At 39.2% G+C, this 18,397-nt stretch carries 13 protein-coding genes; all 13 read left to right on the top strand.

The features are described from left to right. The first annotated feature begins 106 nt into the window (after positions 1–106). Positions 107–1,195 (top strand): phosphotransferase enzyme family protein, encoded by a 1,089-nt coding sequence (locus A3GM_RS0103335; RefSeq protein ID WP_018361972.1) that lies wholly within the window; start codon positions 107–109, stop codon positions 1,193–1,195. 13 nt (positions 1,196–1,208) lie between these two features. Next, positions 1,209–1,862 (top strand): carbohydrate-binding family 9-like protein, encoded by a 654-nt coding sequence (locus A3GM_RS0103330; protein WP_025829897.1) that lies wholly within the window; start codon positions 1,209–1,211, stop codon positions 1,860–1,862. 264 nt (positions 1,863–2,126) lie between these two features. Beyond that, entirely contained in the window at positions 2,127–4,817 is a 2,691-nt protein-coding gene (locus A3GM_RS0103325; RefSeq protein WP_018361970.1) for a 3'-5' exonuclease, read from the top strand. Positions 4,818–4,840: 23 nt separating this feature from the next. Further along, positions 4,841–6,433 carry a DUF6377 domain-containing protein gene (locus tag A3GM_RS0103320; protein WP_238299280.1) on the top strand — a complete coding sequence of 531 codons (1,593 nt, stop codon included), beginning with the start codon at positions 4,841–4,843 and terminating at the stop codon, positions 6,431–6,433. Between the two features lie 498 nt (positions 6,434–6,931). Continuing rightward, complete coding sequence (locus tag A3GM_RS0103315) at positions 6,932–9,169, top strand: TonB-dependent receptor family protein (protein WP_018361968.1); 2,238 nt, start codon at positions 6,932–6,934, stop codon at positions 9,167–9,169. 67 nt (positions 9,170–9,236) lie between these two features. Next, positions 9,237–10,013, top strand: a complete 777-nt coding sequence (locus A3GM_RS0103310) for a class I SAM-dependent methyltransferase (RefSeq protein WP_018361967.1) — start codon at positions 9,237–9,239, stop codon at positions 10,011–10,013. A gap of 21 nt (positions 10,014–10,034) precedes the next feature. Beyond that, on the top strand, positions 10,035–10,646 hold the full coding sequence (locus A3GM_RS0103305) for a hypothetical protein (protein ID WP_018361966.1): 612 nt from the start codon (positions 10,035–10,037) through the stop codon (positions 10,644–10,646). Between the two features lie 72 nt (positions 10,647–10,718). After that, positions 10,719–11,300, top strand: coding sequence for a hypothetical protein (locus A3GM_RS0103300; protein ID WP_018361965.1), 582 nt, complete (start codon positions 10,719–10,721; stop codon positions 11,298–11,300). Between the two features lie 78 nt (positions 11,301–11,378). Further along, entirely contained in the window at positions 11,379–12,422 is a 1,044-nt protein-coding gene (locus A3GM_RS0103295; RefSeq protein WP_025829901.1) for a hypothetical protein, read from the top strand. Between the two features lie 2 nt (positions 12,423–12,424). After that, positions 12,425–13,018: a hypothetical protein gene (locus A3GM_RS0103290; protein WP_025829903.1), complete on the top strand. Its 594-nt coding sequence runs from the start codon at positions 12,425–12,427 to the stop codon at positions 13,016–13,018. 5 nt (positions 13,019–13,023) lie between these two features. Continuing rightward, on the top strand, positions 13,024–15,465 hold the full coding sequence (locus A3GM_RS0103285) for a TonB-dependent hemoglobin/transferrin/lactoferrin family receptor (RefSeq protein ID WP_238299281.1): 2,442 nt from the start codon (positions 13,024–13,026) through the stop codon (positions 15,463–15,465). 14 nt (positions 15,466–15,479) lie between these two features. After that, positions 15,480–16,676, top strand: a complete 1,197-nt coding sequence (locus tag A3GM_RS0103280; protein ID WP_018361961.1) for a hypothetical protein — start codon at positions 15,480–15,482, stop codon at positions 16,674–16,676. A gap of 22 nt (positions 16,677–16,698) precedes the next feature. Further along, positions 16,699–18,390, top strand: coding sequence for a hypothetical protein (locus A3GM_RS0103275; protein WP_025829905.1), 1,692 nt, complete (start codon positions 16,699–16,701; stop codon positions 18,388–18,390). The last annotated feature ends 7 nt before the right edge of the window (positions 18,391–18,397 follow it).

Raw genomic sequence — 18,397 nt, 5'->3', positions numbered from 1 at the left:
AAATTAAGTTAAAGAGATTCGTAGGGCAATGTGTTGGCTCTTCATGTAAGAACGAATACATTAGCCCTTCGTCTTTTTAAAGATATAAATATAAGAACATCACATTATGGATTTTAATACAATTTTATCGCACTTCGTTATCACAGGAGAAGTGCAAGAAGTAAAGCCTTTAGGTAATGGTTTGATTAACGATACATACTTGGTTAGGACCGTTTCTGACAACGATCCCGATTATGTTTTGCAACGAATCAATAACGATATTTTCAAAGATGTCGACCTACTTCAGCACAATGTCGAAGTAGTTACAAAGCACATTCGCAAAAAACTTACCCAAAAAGGTGAGAAAGACCTTGATAGAAAGGTGCTTTCTTTTGTTCAAACTACTGATGGAAAAACCTATTATTGTGATGAACAAGGAAAATATTGGCGTATCTCTGTGTTTATAAAAGACGCAACAAGTAGAGAAGCTGTTAATGAAGAATCAGCTTATTATGCAGGACTTGCGTTCGGAGAGTTTGAAAACTACCTTGTAGACGTGCCCGAAACACTTGGCGAAACCATTCCCGATTTCCACAATATGGAATTCCGTATGAAGCAGTTAAACGATGCTATCGAGGCAAATCCAAAGCAACGTTTGGCTGAAGTACAAGACCTTGTAGACTATATCTATAGCAAAGCAGATGAAATGTGTAAAGCAGAACAGCTTTATAGAAAAGGAATTCTTCCTAAACGAGTTTGCCATTGCGACACAAAAGTAAACAACATGCTTTTTGATGAAGAGGGAAATATCCTTTGTGTTATCGACCTTGACACCGTAATGCCAAGCTATGTATTCTCTGATTATGGCGATTTCTTGCGTACTGGAGCTAACTTTGTGGCAGAGGACGATCCCGATTTGAGCAAAGTTGGATTCAATGAGCCTATCTTCCAAGCTTTCACTAAGGGATATTTAGAGAGTGCTGGCAACTTCCTTACAGACGTTGAGATAAGCAATTTGTCGTATGCTGTGTCGCTATTCCCATTCATGCAATGTGTAAGATTCTTGACAGACTATATCAATGGCGATGTTTATTTCAAAACGAAGTACGAAAATCACAATCTTGTGCGTGCTCTTAATCAGCGTGCTTTGTATGATAGTGTGCTTGAACACAAGGCATCCATGGATGATTTTATCAACAAACATAGAAAGCACTAAGCAGTTAAAACTTATGAAGAAATTAGCGATTAAGAAACTAGACCTCAGCAATGTCAATGCAAAAGACATTCCTACATTGCTTGATAAGAATGAAATTCCATTCGAAAATATCGATTGTGTCAATTGGAAAGCAGAGTTCCCCTATGCCCCAAACGTACAATTTAGAATGGCTTATACAAGCAATAGCATTCTTCTTCACTATGTTGTTGAAGAAGAACACATACGAGCTGTAGCCGAAGAAGACAACGGCAAGGTGTGGGAAGATGCTTGTTGCGAGTTCTTCTGTTCGCCTGTTGCCGACAACACCTATTATAATATAGAGTGTAACTGTGCGGGAACAGTGTTGGTTGGCTTTGGAAGTGGACGTGAAAACCGTACCCTTGCGCCCGTAGGAGTGATGAAAGGAATTAAGCGTTGGTCATCATTAGGCGATCAACCATTCGACACAAAGCCTGCAACAGGCCAGTGGGAACTTGCTTTAGTTGTTCCTTTCACAACCTTCTTTAAGCACGATGTGCCCTCATTAGATGCGCATACCATTCGTGCTAACTTCTATAAATGCGGCGACAAGCTACCAAAACCGCATTTTCTTTCATGGAATTCAATCGAACTTCCCAATCCAGATTTCCACTGTCCAGCATTCTTTGGCGAGGTAATCTGTAAGTAATAACACAAAGGGTGCTGTGCAACAAAACGCTGTGCAGCATCCTTTTGTTTTTTGAAAGAAAAGTTGTTGTTTTGCAACTTAATAGCAGTTCGTTTTCAATAGCAATGCTTTTAGGGTGCAAAAGCACTTCTTTTACGCTTCAAACTCAATGCTTTTGCAATACTAACTCAATGTTATTGCAGAGCGATGTCAACACTTCTGATAATCAAGGAGATAGATTCTCAGGAATACATAAGTTTCAATTAGATTTCATTTTTCGAGCCTATGAATACTTCTTTCATACCAGATAGCGACCAACAGCGTGTTATCGACATCGAAGAAGGAGACGCTTTAGTGTTTGCTCCGCCTGGATGTGGAAAGACACAGATACTTACTTTGCGTCTGCAAAAAGCACTTTTAAATGGTGTTCGTCCGCAAGATATGCTCTGCTTAACCTTTACCAACAGAGCAGCACGAGGCATGTTAGAACGTATTCAGAGCAATATCGACCTGCCACAGGCACTCGAAGTGTTTGTAGGAAACGTGCATCGCTATTGTTCTAAGTTTCTTTTTGAAGAGAATATCATACCTGCTGGCTCTTCAATTATCGATGACGACGATGCTATCTCCATTCTTTCTGGCTATTTAGAAGAGGAAGAACAGGGCGTAAGTAGTAATCCAACGCTCCGTCGTTCCTATTTTTCTTGCGTTCAACTGGCCGCTTTCATCTTCCAGTTAAAGAGCAATCACCCCAAAGAATTGCGTCTTCACCCCGATTGTATCACTGCCGACGATGTCACCGCGTTGCGCTATTTGTGCCAACAACTGCACATAGAGCTCTCTGCTTCGACCATGATTGATATCTTCGACCATAGTAAACGATATGCCGATGCACTCGATAATCCGCTGTTCGATTATGGTATGGCAAAGCTGTTAAAGTCGTTTTTCAAGCGAGTAGACATCGCCAATTATTACGCAAGCTATAAAGATGAGAACCAGTTATACGATTTCGAAGACTTGTTAATGCTCACTTACAATGCTTATACCTCACCTTCTGCCAACGAGTATCGCCATTATTCGTGGGTACAAATCGACGAAGTGCAAGATTTAAACGCTTTGCAATTGGCCATTGTCGATGCCATCACCACCAAAGAGCAGCGTTCTGTGGTGTATTTAGGCGACGAACAGCAGGCCATCTTCTCGTTTATGGGAGCCAAACTAAGTACGCTTTCACTCCTAAAAGAGCGTTGCAAAGGGTATATCTACCATTTACACACCAACCACCGAGCACCCTCTTATTTGGTAAAAGTGCTCAACACCTTTGCCCAACATCAGCTACATATCGCTCCAGAGCTACTTCCTTCTACCCTAAAAGAAACCCCACAAACAGGCGATGAACTAAAGATTATCACCTCAGGAACGTTAGAAGAGGAGCTAAGAGACACCGCCTTGTTGGCTCAAAAGCTGCTCAACGATCACCCAAACGAAACCACTTCGATTATAGTTAGCTCGAATGCCGATGCCGATAAGATAAGCGAAGAGTTAAACACTCAACATATTCCCCATTTTAAAGTGTCGGGGCAAGATTTGTTTTCCACTCCTCTTATCAAATTGTTAATCGCTCATTTGGGCGTGATTGCTAACGAACACAATTTCATTTCGTGGTCGAGAATATTGAAAGGACTCAAAATTTTCAGTACCAATGCAGCCTCTCAGCGATTCGTTCGCTTGCTCAATGAACGGGCAATAAGCGTTTCTGACTTGCTAAACGATGCGCCTTCAACCTACGTTGAACGCTTTGTTCGCCACTATGAACAAGACACTTTGGTGGTGTTCGATACCGAAACAACAGGCTTAAACGTGTTAGAAGACGACATAGTGCAGATTGCTGCCGTTAAAATTACAAAGGGAGAGGTGCTCGAAAACGAGCGTTTTGAGATCTTTATCGACACCAAACGACCCATTCCTGCAATGCTTGGCGACATCGAAAACCCGCTTATTGAGGAAATGAAAAACCACACTTTGCACGCACCTGCAGAGGCTTTGGCTCGCTTTATGGATTATATTGATGACGCATTGCTCGTTGGTCACAACGCAACTTTCGACTATCAAATTCTCTATAACAATCTTTTAAGGTACCTACCTCAATACACTTTCTTGCAAAAGCATTCTTCTTACATCGATACATTGAAGCTTACACGCCTTCTTCAGCCCTCTTTGAAGAACTATAAGCTCAAGAATTTGTTGCAAGAGTTTAGACTTGAGGGGCAAAACACGCACCTTGCCGATGCCGATGTGCATGCCACTGTTGGATTGGTGTATTTTTGTTATCAACAAAGCGTAGAGAAGTTAAAAGGGCAAAGTGAGTTTCTTGCCCACCCAAAGGTCGATGCAAAGGTTCAAAAGTTAAAGAGATTCTATGGCGATATTTATCGTCAGGCACAGCAAGAGCTATGGAAAAAGCAAGAAACAGAGCAGCAATCAGCCCTTGTTTCGCAGTTGGTTTGGTTCTATAATCAAGTGGTTGAGGCAGAGATTATGAAGCCTTTGAGTGCAACCGAATACGTATTCAATTATATTGAGAATGAGATTGTAGACAAACACGAAGAGAATTGTTTGGCGCAACAGCTCTTTTTGCATGTAAATGAAATTGCAACTCTGAAAGAAGCAGACCTTTGTGGCAGTTCAATTATTCACGAAAAGATTTTTATAAGCACCATTCATAAGGCAAAAGGACTCGAGTTTGACAATGTAATTGTGTATGATGTAGCCGAAGGACGCTATCCCAATTACTTCATAAAGGATAACCCAGAGCTGGTATTAGAAGACGCTCGAAAGTTCTATGTCGCCCTTTCTCGGGCACGAAAGCGCCTTTGGATGATTTATGCTTCAAGCAAAATAGGCTATTATAACAATCCCACTCCACGCTATCTCACTCGCTTTATGAATTCAATAGCATCGCTATTTAGTTCTTAATCATCAACCTTTACGATATGATCATGATGTTGAAACTATTTATTAGCTTTCTTTTTATCTTCTCGTTTCACTGCGTTCAGGCCACAACCAATGCGCAACAAACATTGATGAGACTCGATTCTGTATTGCAAAAGCGCAATAGTTATGAAGAGAAAAAGCGAGAAGAACTAAAAAGTTTATACACTTTGGCGGCTAAGTCTACAACCATTGAAGAGCGATATAAAGCCTATTCGAAGTTATACGAGCAGTATAAGTCGTATCAATACGACTCTGCTATGGTGTATGCAGAGCGTTGTGAAACCATTGCTCAACAGCTTTCTAATCGCAATTATGTGTTAGAAGCGGGCTGTATGAAAGCTTTTTGCCTTTTATCAGCAGGACTTTATAAAGAAGCTTTCGATCAAATGCGACTCTTAAAGCACAACAATGTAGATCCCAAATACAAAGAGTTGTATTATAAAATGCAGGTGCGTTTATACTACGACATCGCAGATTATAATCAAAGTAAAGCCTATCGAGACAATTATTGTGCGCAAGGTCATATCTATACCGATTCGCTTTTAACGCTATTAAAGCCCCAATCGTGGGAGTGGTATTATGCTATTGGCATGCGAAGTCTTAAGAAACACAACTACACAGCGTGCATCGAGCCATTATTAAAAACGCTTTCGTCACCCGATATCGACCTACATACCAAAGCAATTGTCACCTCTTGTCTTGGTTGGGTATATAAAGAGCTGGGCGATGAAACGCAAACTATCCACTATTTAGCCCTTGCAGCCATTTATGATAACATGTCGGTGACCAAAGAAAACACCGCTCTTAGGGTCTTAGGGGGCTTTCTTTACACTCGAGGAGAGATCAATAAAGCCATTGATTATGTGCAACTCTCGCTCGAAGATGCCAACTTTTACGATGCACGTCAGCGCAAAATAGAGATTGGAAACATTCTTCCTATCATCGAACAAGAACGCTTAACCATGCTACAACAGCAACGAAACAGCATGGCTATTGCCGCTTTCGTAGTCATTTGCCTTCTTCTTGGCTTGATATATGGCGTTTGGGTGATTAAAAAACAAATGAAAAAGCTGCACAAAGCGCAAGAAATTATCGAAGAACAGAACAACAGCTTGGTGCAATCGAATATGAAGTTGAACGAGGCAAACAAGATAAAAGACGAGTATATAGGGCGTTCTTTCTATCTAAATGCAGAGTATATTTCGAAACTCGAAAAGCTTTACAAAGGCATTGAGCGCAAGATTATAAGTAGACAATTCGACTCTTTGCGTCAAAGTGTAAACGAATCGGTGCTCGAAAGCGAGCGAAAGAGTATGTATTCAGACTTTGATGAAACCTTTTTAAAGCTCTTTCCACACTTTATAGACCGCTATGAGCAACTCTTTGAGCCCACAACTCAACGCCGTTCGATGCTGAATGAGCATCTAACAACAGAGATGCGTATCTTCGCTCTCATTCGTTTAGGCATACAAGATAGCGAAAGAATTGCCAAATTCTTAAACTATTCGGTTCACACCATCAATACCTATAAAACCCGAGTGAAGAACAAATCGTGGGTAGAGAACGATTTGTTTGAACAGAAAATCATGGAGATTTAGTTCTCATTCCAAGCTTTTGCCGTTTCAATTCCTTGAAATGGCTTTCCTTCTTGCCACTATCTTATCCCTTTTTGCTTGCCTGTTGGTATGCAAAAGGGTAGAGTGTGTGGCCTATTTTTAGAACTTTAAGTAGGTAAAAGCACTGCCTTCATCTATCTTTCTATCCCCTTTTTCTCTTTAAGTCGTAGCCGTTCCATTGCAATAGATTGGGCATGGCAAAATAATATCATTGCTTTTGCACTCTAATCTCAATGCAATTGCACCCTAAAATCATAGCTATTGCAATATAAAAGCAATGCTTTTATTTTTTAGTTTCATTTAGAACGTATCTCGAAGGCAAAATACCATAGATACAGTTTTGTATAACCTCTTTGCGCATCTCACAACTATTGGGTATTTGTTTTTATCGGTCGCATTTGTTACTTTAATGCCTTTTTCACCTTTTTAATTTTGCATTCGAAATGAATGTTAAGACGTTCATTCTCTCAAATACTATAAATGAAGAATTATCTTTTGAACTTACATAAAGCAATATTTGCCTTTTTAAGTCTTATCTGTTCTTTTGTTGCAGTGCATGCTCAACAAAAAAGCAATTTAAACGACACCGTTATATTATTGAAAGAAGTGTCGGTTAAGCCCAAATTCAGTCTTACTTCACCCGATATGATGCAGGCTTTAGCCCTTCAAAGGCGCATTGCAGGCAGCACATCTCTTGTAGAAATACGCCCAGATAATCAGCGAATAGCCACGATAAAAGATGCTTTAAAGATGCAACCAGGCGTTATGATACAAGAATTCTTTGGCTCAAACGATCAGCCCCGCTTAAATATTAGAGGCTCAGGAATACAGAGTAATCCTCAAAGACGAGGTGTTTATCTGCTTCAAGATGGTATTCCTGTGAACTTTTCAGACGGCTCTTACGTGGTAGGTATAATGGATGCGATGACCGCTCGCTATGTAGAAGTATTTAAAGGAGCGAATGCTTTGCGATTTGGAGCAGGCACATTGGGTGGCGCATTGAACTTTGTTAGTAGAACAGCACAAACAGATAGCACCACAAGTGTAAAGCTCGAAGGAGGCTCTTATGGTACAATAGGCTTAACATTCACCACAGGAAAGCGCATGGGAGCATGGGATATGTTTGTTGCTTCTACCTATAATGCTCAAAAAGGCTACCGCATTTATAACGAAAACAATCGTCTAACCGCTTCTATTAACGTAGGGTGGAGAAATCAAAAACACACTATCGAGAACCGAACCTTTATGCATTTCACTCATCTTTACTTTCAAATGCCAGGTCCATTAACCCTCGATCAGCTTTTAACCAACCCCAAACAAGTGAGCGTAGGTGTTGACCTTCCCTTCTCAATGGGTCCTAATATCTTGAGAGATAAGCCTCATCGCAATGTCGATATGTTTCGAATTTCCAATCAAACAGGTATTGTTCTCAATGCAAAAAGCAATCTTTTAGCATCGGTCTACTATCAATATGCCGACGATAGGTTTGCCTTTCCCATCACCATCTCAATACCTCATTCTTTTAATAACGATCTTGGTGCAACCCTCTATTATAACTATTCCACCTCAAAACTGCAGCTTTCGGCAGGCGCATTGGCGTCTTTAGGTTGGATGAATCGACGCCATTATATCAACAAAGATGGCAAAGAGTCGTTTATGTTTGCGTGGGATAAGTTACATTCTGCCAACTTTACCGCCTTTATTGAAGCCGATTATGCCTTGAATAAACAGCTACATGTGGTGTTAGATGTGCATGGTGTGCATAATATTCGCAACAGTAAAGACGTGTTTAGCGATCCAACTCTTCGTCCATGGTATAGTCATATGTCGAGAAAATATCGTTATTTCTATTCAGAAAACAGTACACTAAATCAGCATTTCACTGCCTTTAATCCTCGAATAGGCGTGGTTTACAATCCTATTCAACAAAAAGATATCCAGCTATTTGCCAATATTAGTAATAGTTATGAGCCTCCAACGTTCGACGAATTGGTAGGAACAGAGGTGACATCGAATATCAATACCAGTCCGAAGAAACTCTTTTCCATTGCTTTAAAGAAACAAACAGCCACCACATTTGAGGTAGGTAGCAAGGGACGTTTAACGCAATTGTCTTGGAATGTGGCTATTTATAACTCTTGGGTAACCAACGAAATACTCGAAATAAAAGACTATGTGCGAGGCTTAAAGCGTACAGAAAACTACCCAAAGACCCTTCATCAGGGCTTAGAAGTAGGGCTTCAAGTGGCAAGTAAACCCCATGTTTTAGGGTATAATATCGGTAGTTTCACCTTAGGAGCAGTGTATAATTATAGTCGTTTCATCTTTAAAGGTGGCAAATACGATGGTAAGTATCTCGCAGGAGTTCCACAACATTACATCAATAGCTCGCTCGATTATCAACATTCTTGTGGCTTAAATGGTTCTATATCATTAGAACTGAAACCAGGAAACACTCCAATAGACCACACAAACACCATGTTTCAGCCTGCTTATCATGTGTGGAACGCTCGCTTGGGCTATCAGTTCAGCTCAAAATGGCATATCTATGTTGAGATGAAAAATATCGCAAACAAACGCTATGCATCAAGTTATGTCATCAGTGATGAGATACATAACCCCGCAATACCATTCCCAAACTTCACCGCAAAACAGCTAACTTTCTTCATTCCAGGGCAACCTCGAAGTGTATTTGCAGGCTTAACGTGGCGTTGGTAGAGGGCAATTGCATTGCAACTAATAAATAAAAACAAACAACAATAATCGAAACTAAAACGAAAAAACAATGGTAGAGAAACGCATGAACATGGAACAAGGTCACTGGGTACTAGCAAAATTAGGTAAGAAAGTGTTGCGACCAGGTGGTAAAGAGTTAACTCACGAAATGCTAAAGGCAATGAACATCACTTCAGATGATGATGTAATAGAGTTCGCTCCGGGCTTAGGTTACACCGCAAAGCTTGCTCTTTCTCATCAACCTCATAGCTATGTGGCAGTAGAACTCAATGCAGAAGCAGCCAAACGAGTTGAAAATAACGTGCAAAACGATAAAATGCAGATCGTAATAGGAAACGCTTCAGAAACAGGTTTGCCTGCAAATAGCGCCTCAAAGGTGTATGGAGAGGCCATGTTAACAATGCAAAGTAAACCACAAAAGCAAGCTATTATAGCCGAAGCAGCACGTTTATTGCGTCCAGGAGGGCTTTATGGCATTCATGAAATAGGCATATATCCCGACAATACATCGCAAGAAGTGCGCAAAGAGATAGAGAGTGATCTTGCAAAAGGAATCAAAACCAATGTTCGTCCCTTAACTCTTGTAGAGTGGAAGGACATCTTAGAGGACAATGGTTTCGACATTTCGTATGTCGAAAGCAGACCAATGCACTTGTTAGAGCAGGCTCGTATGATTGCAGATGAAGGCTTTTGGAATTTCATTCGCATTATATTTAGAATGTTAAAGAATAGTCATGCTCGCAAAAGAGTATTAGAAATGCGCCGCATTTTCCGTAAACATGGCAACCACATCAATGCTATTTGCATTGTCGCACGTAAGCGATAGAACCACAAAACAGGCATTATAATGATAAAAAATAACGTTTTTAAGGCAGTAATCTCATGGCAATTAGTAGCAAAAAGCATTTTTATTGGCTTGGTGTTGCTATTGATGTCGTGTGAAAAAGAATCGTTTTTATCAGACGATTACGCACGTTCAAAAGAGCTATTGCCTAACAAAAAAGAGTATGTCGACGACGACTTAGGCACTCAAGCGTTAGCAAAAGCCATCGAAGGACATTACTCTTCGAAGTTATCCATGATTTATTATGATGCCGAACGCATCAAACCGCTTCTTTATTTCACTGCAGGTAAACATCAAGTGCATTGCACCACCAATGCAAATGGATCGTTACACCTCAGCATAAGTAAGTTTCATACCAACTTTATGCCGCTTTATGTGAGTGTAGAAATGGACGTATTATTATCTGAAGGAGTAGGAGATACCATTCGATTGCAAGGTCGTGACGGCATAGTTCGTACGTCGGACGAAGGCAAACAGATTGGACTTGAATTGCCAGAGAGCGACGATGCAGAGCTAGAAGGATATTTCTTGCGTTCTAAAAACGAAGTTTCTGCCCTCATAGATCTTATGTTACCCGTTGCAATGAAGATGCAATGGCAAGGCACTAAGGAGTGAATTGAGGACAAACAACATTACAATTAGCATTCAATAACTCAAAAAATAAACCATAACTTAAAGATAAACAATATGTATTTAAAGACAATTCAACAATTGAAAAGTAGCGTTTTATTATTCCTTTTCATGGCTTTAATGGCTGCATCGTGTAGTAATAACAATGAAGAAACAGGTGGTTCGTCTGCCGTTGGCGTTGTTACTGGAACCTATCAAGCCACAATAACCCCCACAATGGGCACCAAACAGATGGCACAAGGACCTCATATCGTTGTTTTAGAAGCCCTTAATAACAATCAACAAGTGCGCTTTCATTTCGAGAAGTTCAATGCTCCTATGTTCGATTCAAATGGAAAATTGAGCGAAACAGCACGCATGCCTTTTGCCGTTTCGGGTGACTTTGTGATGGATGTAAAGCGTCAAAAAGATGGAAGTATTCAGCTTCAATCAGTAAAAGGCACATTTAAAGCAGAGCCATACGGCGCAAATGAGGTTGATCCTAATAAGATTCCAGAGGGCGTTTTGCCTCCTAATCTAAAAGGATTCGATACAGATAGAGCGCAAGCAAGTGGTGTATTTAAAGACGGAAAGCTTGATTTAAAGGTGTCACCAAACATCCTTCCTGTTACAATTGTTATCGAAGCCGTTCGCAAGTAAATAGGTGTTGAAAGGCGAAAGATGCAGAATAACAGTGTTTTAACTTAATAACTTATTCAGATTTACTTTATTAATAACATGAAATTTAATATAAAAAGACAACTAAAAAGAACATCTATTGCAACAAATACTATGCTTGTTGCACTGTGTTTTGTTGCTGTAAGCTGCACAAAAGTAGAGTTAGATGAAAAAGAAAGAGCTTTAGTTGCAAAGCAAGAACTTGCTAATAACTTCGATAAACTATTCGAAGAGGCATTTGAAAAGCCCGATGAAACAGAGCAAAAGCTAAGAACTTTTGTTTTTACTGATTTGGTTTCAGATGGCAAGAACTTATTAACCGACCAAGATATACGTGTTAATGAGACGCTAATAAAAATGGCTATTCGATTAAAAAGAAATCAAAGTACATTAGAACAAGAGTTGAATAAGGGTAGCCTTTACGATGGATATGTGCGTAGAAACCATATCATTATCAATTGTAAAAGCGTGCTTCATGAGTTGCCTTATCGTGCAAGACAAGGCGCAAAGTATGAGCGTTTGCAGGCAAAGGTAGCCGAAATTGAAAGTATGGTGGGCGCAATCCTAAAGAAAAGAGAAAGTGCTTTGGGTGCAATTCCTACCGAATTGTTGAATAAACAATGGAAGTGGACTTTTGATTTGGCAGGACATGAGGACGAATTACCCGACTTATACACTGGAGATTATAAGGGTTTGAAGGATTTGAGCTTTGATTTTCATTTCAATAAGAACAACACCATCACTGCAAAGCGCTTTTTCCTTGCTCCTATAATTGTAGACTATTCGCTTAATTTCGATTCTGCAGGCGACTGGAAACAAGAGCTTATGGCAGAAAATAACATCAGTTGTTTTGTTTATAATAACAAAATTTTCTTCCGTGTTCCAATGAAAGACAATGCCAATACCTTTACTGGTCGTGGCAATGTAGCACACGAATGGTATTATGAATACACCTATTCTGTAAATGGTAACGAGCTAACTTTGTCTGAACCTCGCATCACTTTATATGTAATGGTGAACCTACGATCATCTGATTACAACTCAGAAATGTTTGAAAATGGTTATTATGCCGACTTTAAATCATTTACATTAACTGCACAATAATAATGACTTGCTTTGTAAAACCAAAACATTGCCTATTCTTTTGTATGTTGATTGTCTTGTGCAGTTGCATCAATCGAGAATTTGATAGCAATGAAGAATACACTAAAAGCGAATCTATTCCGCTCGTAGGGGATAACGATCGTCTGCTATCTCGCATCTTTATCATCAACAGTAATCATTCTTATTTGTGGTTTGATATCAACAATGAGGTGGCAAACTTTTCGAAACCCGAACTCACTTTGCCCATGAACGAAGGTAGTGTAGCGAGCTTTCGACGTATTCCTTTGCGTGGATTGCTCTACGAATACAATGCTTCTGAAAACGAAATTACCTTTAAAAATGTTCCAGAACAATTCGTTCAAATCAACAATGAACGACTATCTCTCACCTTTAAGCTAACCCCTGCAGATAATAAAGAAATTCTATTGCCAAATAAAAGCACTGTAATTACATCGAAAAAGCAATGCTTTTTGACCCTAAAAAGAGTGCTTTTTGATGGTGATAGCAATGCTTTTGAAATTGAAGAGAAAATAAAGCGTGGAGGAAGGACATACGAGTTCTTACCTTTCAAGGCAGAACTTACTCTTATTAACTGATGATTATGAATAACAATAGTTATATTTTAATGCTGATTTTGTCGGTTGCTGGAGGCGCAAAAGCCCATGCCCAGCAAGCGAAAGTAGACACCATTAAAACCCAAAAGATAAAAGAAGTGGTTGTAACTGCCGACAAACGAAAACAAAAAGTGGGCACCATTCAACGCACTGCAGAGCAACTTAAGGTGGAAATGCCAATGGATATGAACGACTTGGTGCGTTATATTCCATCGGTAGGAGTATCTGTTTCGGGCTCAAGAGGAGGTATGCGAGGCTTCGCTATACGTGGAGTTGAGGCCAATAGAGTGGCTATTTGCATCGATGGTGTGTTGCAACCCGAGATACAAGACAATATAGTTTTTAGCTCGTATGGGCTTTCTAACGCCTCAAGAATAGACTTCGACCCTTATTTTGCATCGTCGGTTGAAATTCAAAAGGGTGCAAACTCGTTCGTAAGTGGAACGGGAGCTTTGGGCGGAACGGTGAACTATTCTACCAAAGAAGCACGTGACTTGATTGAAGGAAACAAGCAATGGGGACTCTTAACTACCGTCAATTACAATGGAAAAGAGAACCTTCGAACCTATCTTTTGGGTGGTGCTGTGCGCTTTAAGCATTTCGATGCTCTGTTAATGGCTGCGCATAGAGATGGTAATGAATTGCGAAATTTCTCGCATGGAAAGCTCACTCGCAACATCACTTCTACGCAAATAGACCCTATGGACTTTCATCAAACAACATGGTTGGGTAAACTTTCTTATGCACCTAACGACAATCACAAGTTCGTTTTGTCGTTTTATGTAATGAATAGAAAGACCAATGCGGATATTTGGACATTGGAACCTATTGATGCTTTCACTGCAGATGGAAAGCCATACTATTACTCTCACGACCAATCGCTATGTCGTTCGCTTTCGTTTTCTTATCGTTTCTTAAGCGAAAAAGGTCTTGTACGTAAGCTAATAGCTAAATTGCACCATCAAAATTCTTATTTAGATGCCAGCTCTTGGACCGACTTTTATCGTCCAAACTTCGACCTTGTGAATAGCGAAATGACGCTTGTTTATGAGGGAAAGCACACTAAATACAGAGGACAAGCAACGAAAGACAATCTGTTTAAGTTGGAATTAGATTCTAAAAAGTTTCAACTTGGAGCGTTAGGTCAACACATTCTCAATCTATCTACAATGGCAATGCAACGAGTTAATGACACTCGTAATGTGGATGTAGAGGCTCCTTTGGCATCAGATCCATTGACTGGATATACTGTTAGAATGGGAAAAGTGTTTAAATATGGCGAACCTATGGGCGTATTTGCACAAACTTACTCGTTCTTAAACCCTATAACACGATTCAATTGGGGCGTTTCTTTGATGGACGATATCGCTTTTAATGAAAAGCTTACAATGAAGTTAGGTGCAAGATACGATTTGTTCTCTACTAAAGACGATAGAAAAGGTGGGGCACAAAATATGGGATACATTGATTATCTCTTGCGCAATATGCAAGGAGCAGCAATGAATTTTGATCCAATTAACGATAAAGAATCAGGCTTTTCGTTCCTTGGTGTGGTGTCTTATGCCCACAGTCAGCTTCTAAATGCATCTTATCGCTTCTCAACAGGCTTTAGAGTTCCTAACACAGAAGAGAAGTATTTCCAGTTTTATAGCGCATGGCCATCATTCATTGTCTTATCCAATAGAGACCTAAAGGCTGAAAAGTCGTATAATCATGAATTGGAATTCAATGGTAGAGGCAAAGGATTTGGCTATTTATTGAGTCTTTATTATAATCAATATTCAGACTTTATAGAGCTAAAACAAGGTACTTTAGCTGTGAAAGAGCCCCTTATGCAGGCTCCAAAGAGTATCTCTTATGTGAAGAATGTTAATCAAACATCGGCTCATCTCAAAGGCTTTGATGCCGCATTGCAGCTTTATCCTGGTGAATGGGTAGACCTATTAAAAGGCTTTATGGTGTCTTCTGCCTTTAGTTATGCCGAAGGAAGCTCTTCATCTGGAATGAGTATGCTGGGCATTCAGCCTCTAACTGGAAACATAGGAGTTGAATATACCGATCCAAAAGCACGCTGGCAGGTGAATATAAAGGCTAATCTTTATTTCGCAAAGCCTGTTTCTCAGACCACATTTTGGGACAAAGACGCTGCTGGAAAAGAGCTAATACGACGCTATCCTGCCTCTTTTATGAGTAATGCATACACCTTTGATGCCTATGGTTACTATAAAGTCACTCGTAATTTCACTGTAAGACTTGGTATTTACAATATTCTTAATAGCGAATATCTACGTTGGGACGACCTAAGACAATTAACAAACCCTGCTTTACTCTCTAATATTAACTACTTCTTTCAAGACGGAAAGAAGTCATTAAGTAGATTTTCACGCCCTAAAAGATATATTTCTTTGGCATTAGAGTATAAAATATAAAACACAAAAGATCAATGAAAAATATAATAATATTAGCAAGTTTGCTTGCAACAATTATCTTTTCGGCTTGTGATAAACGCAATGTTATTGACGTTTATGAAACAAGTAGCACCCCAGATCTAAGTAATCCGGTGGTTCAAAAGCTGACAAATGTAACGTGGTATAAGAATATTGGAATCGAAAATAATATAGTTTGGACCACAACTCGATTCAAAGAGAAAGCTTCTTCGCCCTTTGAAAGCATGCTATATATGATGGCTTGGCTGGGAATGGAATTGAGAAGAGATGGCAGTTCTACTCTTTTATTCCGCCCACCGCTAGGAGAAAGCTCTTATATTTTCTGTCAAGGAAAGTGGAAAGTCTCAACAACTGAGGAGAATACCATCATCATTGACTCTAAAACTCCAGTGGGATACATTAACATGAAGGTAAAAGTTAAAGACCTACAAGCTAAAGATAATGTCAGTATTCTTACGGCATTGGTAGACGTTGGCGATAGAGTTTTGATGATAGACTTCTTTAATAACACCTCAATATATGGCGATGAGCCTGAAAATGAGTTCCCAGGTATAGGCAAAACTGCACGTCAAGACTGGTTTGCAACAATGCCAGTGAATCACAATAACTTGTCATTGGCCAACTATGTGAATACCTCTTGGGAGACAATCTCTTATAAAGCAGAGAACAAAGAGGCTGTAGAAGATAACTCGCAGTTGGCTATTCGTTCTTTATTTGTAGAGGATTTACTAACAAGAACCCCTGCTTTCTTCTATGGATTAAAGATCTCTTTGGGCGAAAATAACAAGGCTTTTATTCAATCTAAGAACCTAATTAAATCTGCATTTACTAGCTTTTCGGGTAGTTTAGATGAGAATAATTATCCCGTAGTGAATGCTTCTTGGAGAATAGAAGGCAGTAGAATTATCATAGAAACAGACGAATTGCCTCAGGTAAGCATGGGAGAAGAAACCTTTAACCTCATCACTGACAAGTCGCAAGCAATGTTTTGGGCTTCAAAAACACCTTCAAAAGGAGTTTATACATGGCGTCATTTCTATTATATATTAGAGCTTGTGAAAGAGACAAGCAAAGGTTCTTGGTTTAGAGTTACATCTGATTTAGAAACACATTATGTGTTTATGCTCAAGACTTCGATGCCCGATACATCTCATTTTGTAGGAGTTAAAGACGCTGTTCGTGAACTTAATTAACGTAAAGAAAGACATACTGAATATGAAAAAGTTTATATATACCATTTTATCGCTATGTTCTGTAGCTTTATTCGCATCGTGCGAGAAAGGCGATATCTTAAATATTGTGAACCAAGACATCGACTTAAACGAGAATTCAAGTGAGTATCAAGAATACTTAAAGGAGCGAATTGATACCTATTTGGCTATCTATCGCTTTGAAGAAGCTAAACGAAGTATAGCTAAAATCACCGATTCTGCAATTAAAAAGGATATTTGGTTGAAGTATAATAGATATTATCAAGAGGCTTTAAAGCAAGGATGTGGCTACATATTAGAAAGCGGTGACACCCTCTTTTTAAAGGTAAAGAACGACGATAACATTGCTTCTAATCAGTTAGAGATCCTTACTGAGTTTTATGATTATGTGGGATTGAAAAGCACCAACAAAGATGTTACCTTGTGGGGATTGGCTAATTTCCCTTCATTAGAAACGTTAACGTTCCCTTCTTGCTTTGTTTCTAAGGTGCAAGACCTCGATAAATTGACCAAACTTAAAGTCTTTTGGTTTGAAGCAAACAAAGAAAAATACGACTGGTGGTTTACTAATAAGCCTTTTAAACCTGTCGATATGGCGGGCTACGACCTATCGAAAAACAATCAATTAGAAACACTTTCGTTTAAAGGAGCAGATCTAACCAACCTTAAAGTGCCTGCAACCACTCTTCAATCGCTAAGTTTAAAGAATGGAGTTTATACCAATGCCAATCTTAATAACATTCATGCAAAGGTGATAGACATTGAAAGTTCGGATGCAGCCGACGAGCAATTGATTCTTAATAATAAAGCTCTTCAATCGTTGTCGATATCAACTAATACAGCAGAAAACAAGGCTTTTAAGCTTTTAAACGTTGCCAACACCTCGTTACATAAGCTTTATGTGGTTGAAAATGCAGACAAAGAACATTCTTTGAAGAAGATTATTTTGAACGATAAGATAGACACTTTGACGCTAGGAGGATATCTTAATCAGATTGTAAGCTTACATGAAAGTGTTGAATTAGAGGGACTTTCAAAATTGAATAAGCTTAAGTATTTTGCCTATAATCCTGATTTTAGTGCTGTAGCAACGAAAGATTTGCCAAAGAATATAGAGTTTTTGGTACTTGGTGGTTCTGGAAATGTGCCTTATAAAGATAACGATTCGTTCGATTATTCGCATCTAACCAAACTAAAGACCTATTCAAATGGAAAGTTTTTATCGGCAAATATGAAGTTCCCAGAGCAGTTAGACTCTATCCATCTCTTTCCTTCTATGGCATTTGGAGATATTAAAAACATCGATTTTTCTCATACAAAGCTCACTTCAGGATATATTTATATCGGGCATTTAGAGAAAGATGGCAAGCCTATATCCATGTTTAAAAGTATAGTTTTCCCCGCAACTCTAAAGCGAATAGAATTATATAACTTGAAAACAGAAGTGCTTGATTTGAGCCGTTGCACGCAACTTGAAGCATTAACCCTTGACGATACAACTTCAGATGAGTTGTATATAAAGAAAGTTATTTTGCCAAAGAACCTTAAAAAAAGTACATTTAAAAGAGAACCAACTGAATTTTGGAGTGGATATACCATTATCTTGAGGGATATGAACAAAGATACGGTGATTGAAAATAAACCTTCTTGGTTGGTAAGTGATGGCAATGGCAACTATGTTGTGAGTGAAGATTAAACCCAAT

Source organism: Hoylesella nanceiensis DSM 19126 = JCM 15639, assembly GCF_000379965.1.
Lineage (GTDB): Bacteria > Bacteroidota > Bacteroidia > Bacteroidales > Bacteroidaceae > Prevotella > Prevotella nanceiensis.
This window is presented reverse-complemented; position numbering and strand designations above follow the sequence as displayed.

Excerpts from the sequence above, each read along its gene's own strand:
- A3GM_RS0103325 (WP_018361970.1), top strand. The coding sequence starts at position 2,127 with ATGAATACTTCTTTCATACCAGATAGCGACCAACAGCGTGTTATCGAC.
- A3GM_RS0103275 (WP_025829905.1), top strand. The coding sequence starts at position 16,699 with ATGAAAAAGTTTATATATACCATTTTATCGCTATGTTCTGTAGCTTTA.
- A3GM_RS0103290 (WP_025829903.1), top strand. The coding sequence starts at position 12,425 with ATGACTTGCTTTGTAAAACCAAAACATTGCCTATTCTTTTGTATGTTG.
- A3GM_RS0103280 (WP_018361961.1), top strand. The coding sequence starts at position 15,480 with ATGAAAAATATAATAATATTAGCAAGTTTGCTTGCAACAATTATCTTT.
- A3GM_RS0103310 (WP_018361967.1), top strand. The coding sequence starts at position 9,237 with ATGGTAGAGAAACGCATGAACATGGAACAAGGTCACTGGGTACTAGCA.
- A3GM_RS0103335 (WP_018361972.1), top strand. The coding sequence starts at position 107 with ATGGATTTTAATACAATTTTATCGCACTTCGTTATCACAGGAGAAGTG.
- A3GM_RS0103320 (WP_238299280.1), top strand. The coding sequence starts at position 4,841 with ATGATGTTGAAACTATTTATTAGCTTTCTTTTTATCTTCTCGTTTCAC.
- A3GM_RS0103295 (WP_025829901.1), top strand. The coding sequence starts at position 11,379 with ATGAAATTTAATATAAAAAGACAACTAAAAAGAACATCTATTGCAACA.
- A3GM_RS0103285 (WP_238299281.1), top strand. The coding sequence starts at position 13,024 with ATGAATAACAATAGTTATATTTTAATGCTGATTTTGTCGGTTGCTGGA.
- A3GM_RS0103315 (WP_018361968.1), top strand. The coding sequence starts at position 6,932 with ATGAAGAATTATCTTTTGAACTTACATAAAGCAATATTTGCCTTTTTA.
- A3GM_RS0103330 (WP_025829897.1), top strand. The coding sequence starts at position 1,209 with ATGAAGAAATTAGCGATTAAGAAACTAGACCTCAGCAATGTCAATGCA.
- A3GM_RS0103300 (WP_018361965.1), top strand. The coding sequence starts at position 10,719 with ATGTATTTAAAGACAATTCAACAATTGAAAAGTAGCGTTTTATTATTC.
- A3GM_RS0103305 (WP_018361966.1), top strand. The coding sequence starts at position 10,035 with ATGATAAAAAATAACGTTTTTAAGGCAGTAATCTCATGGCAATTAGTA.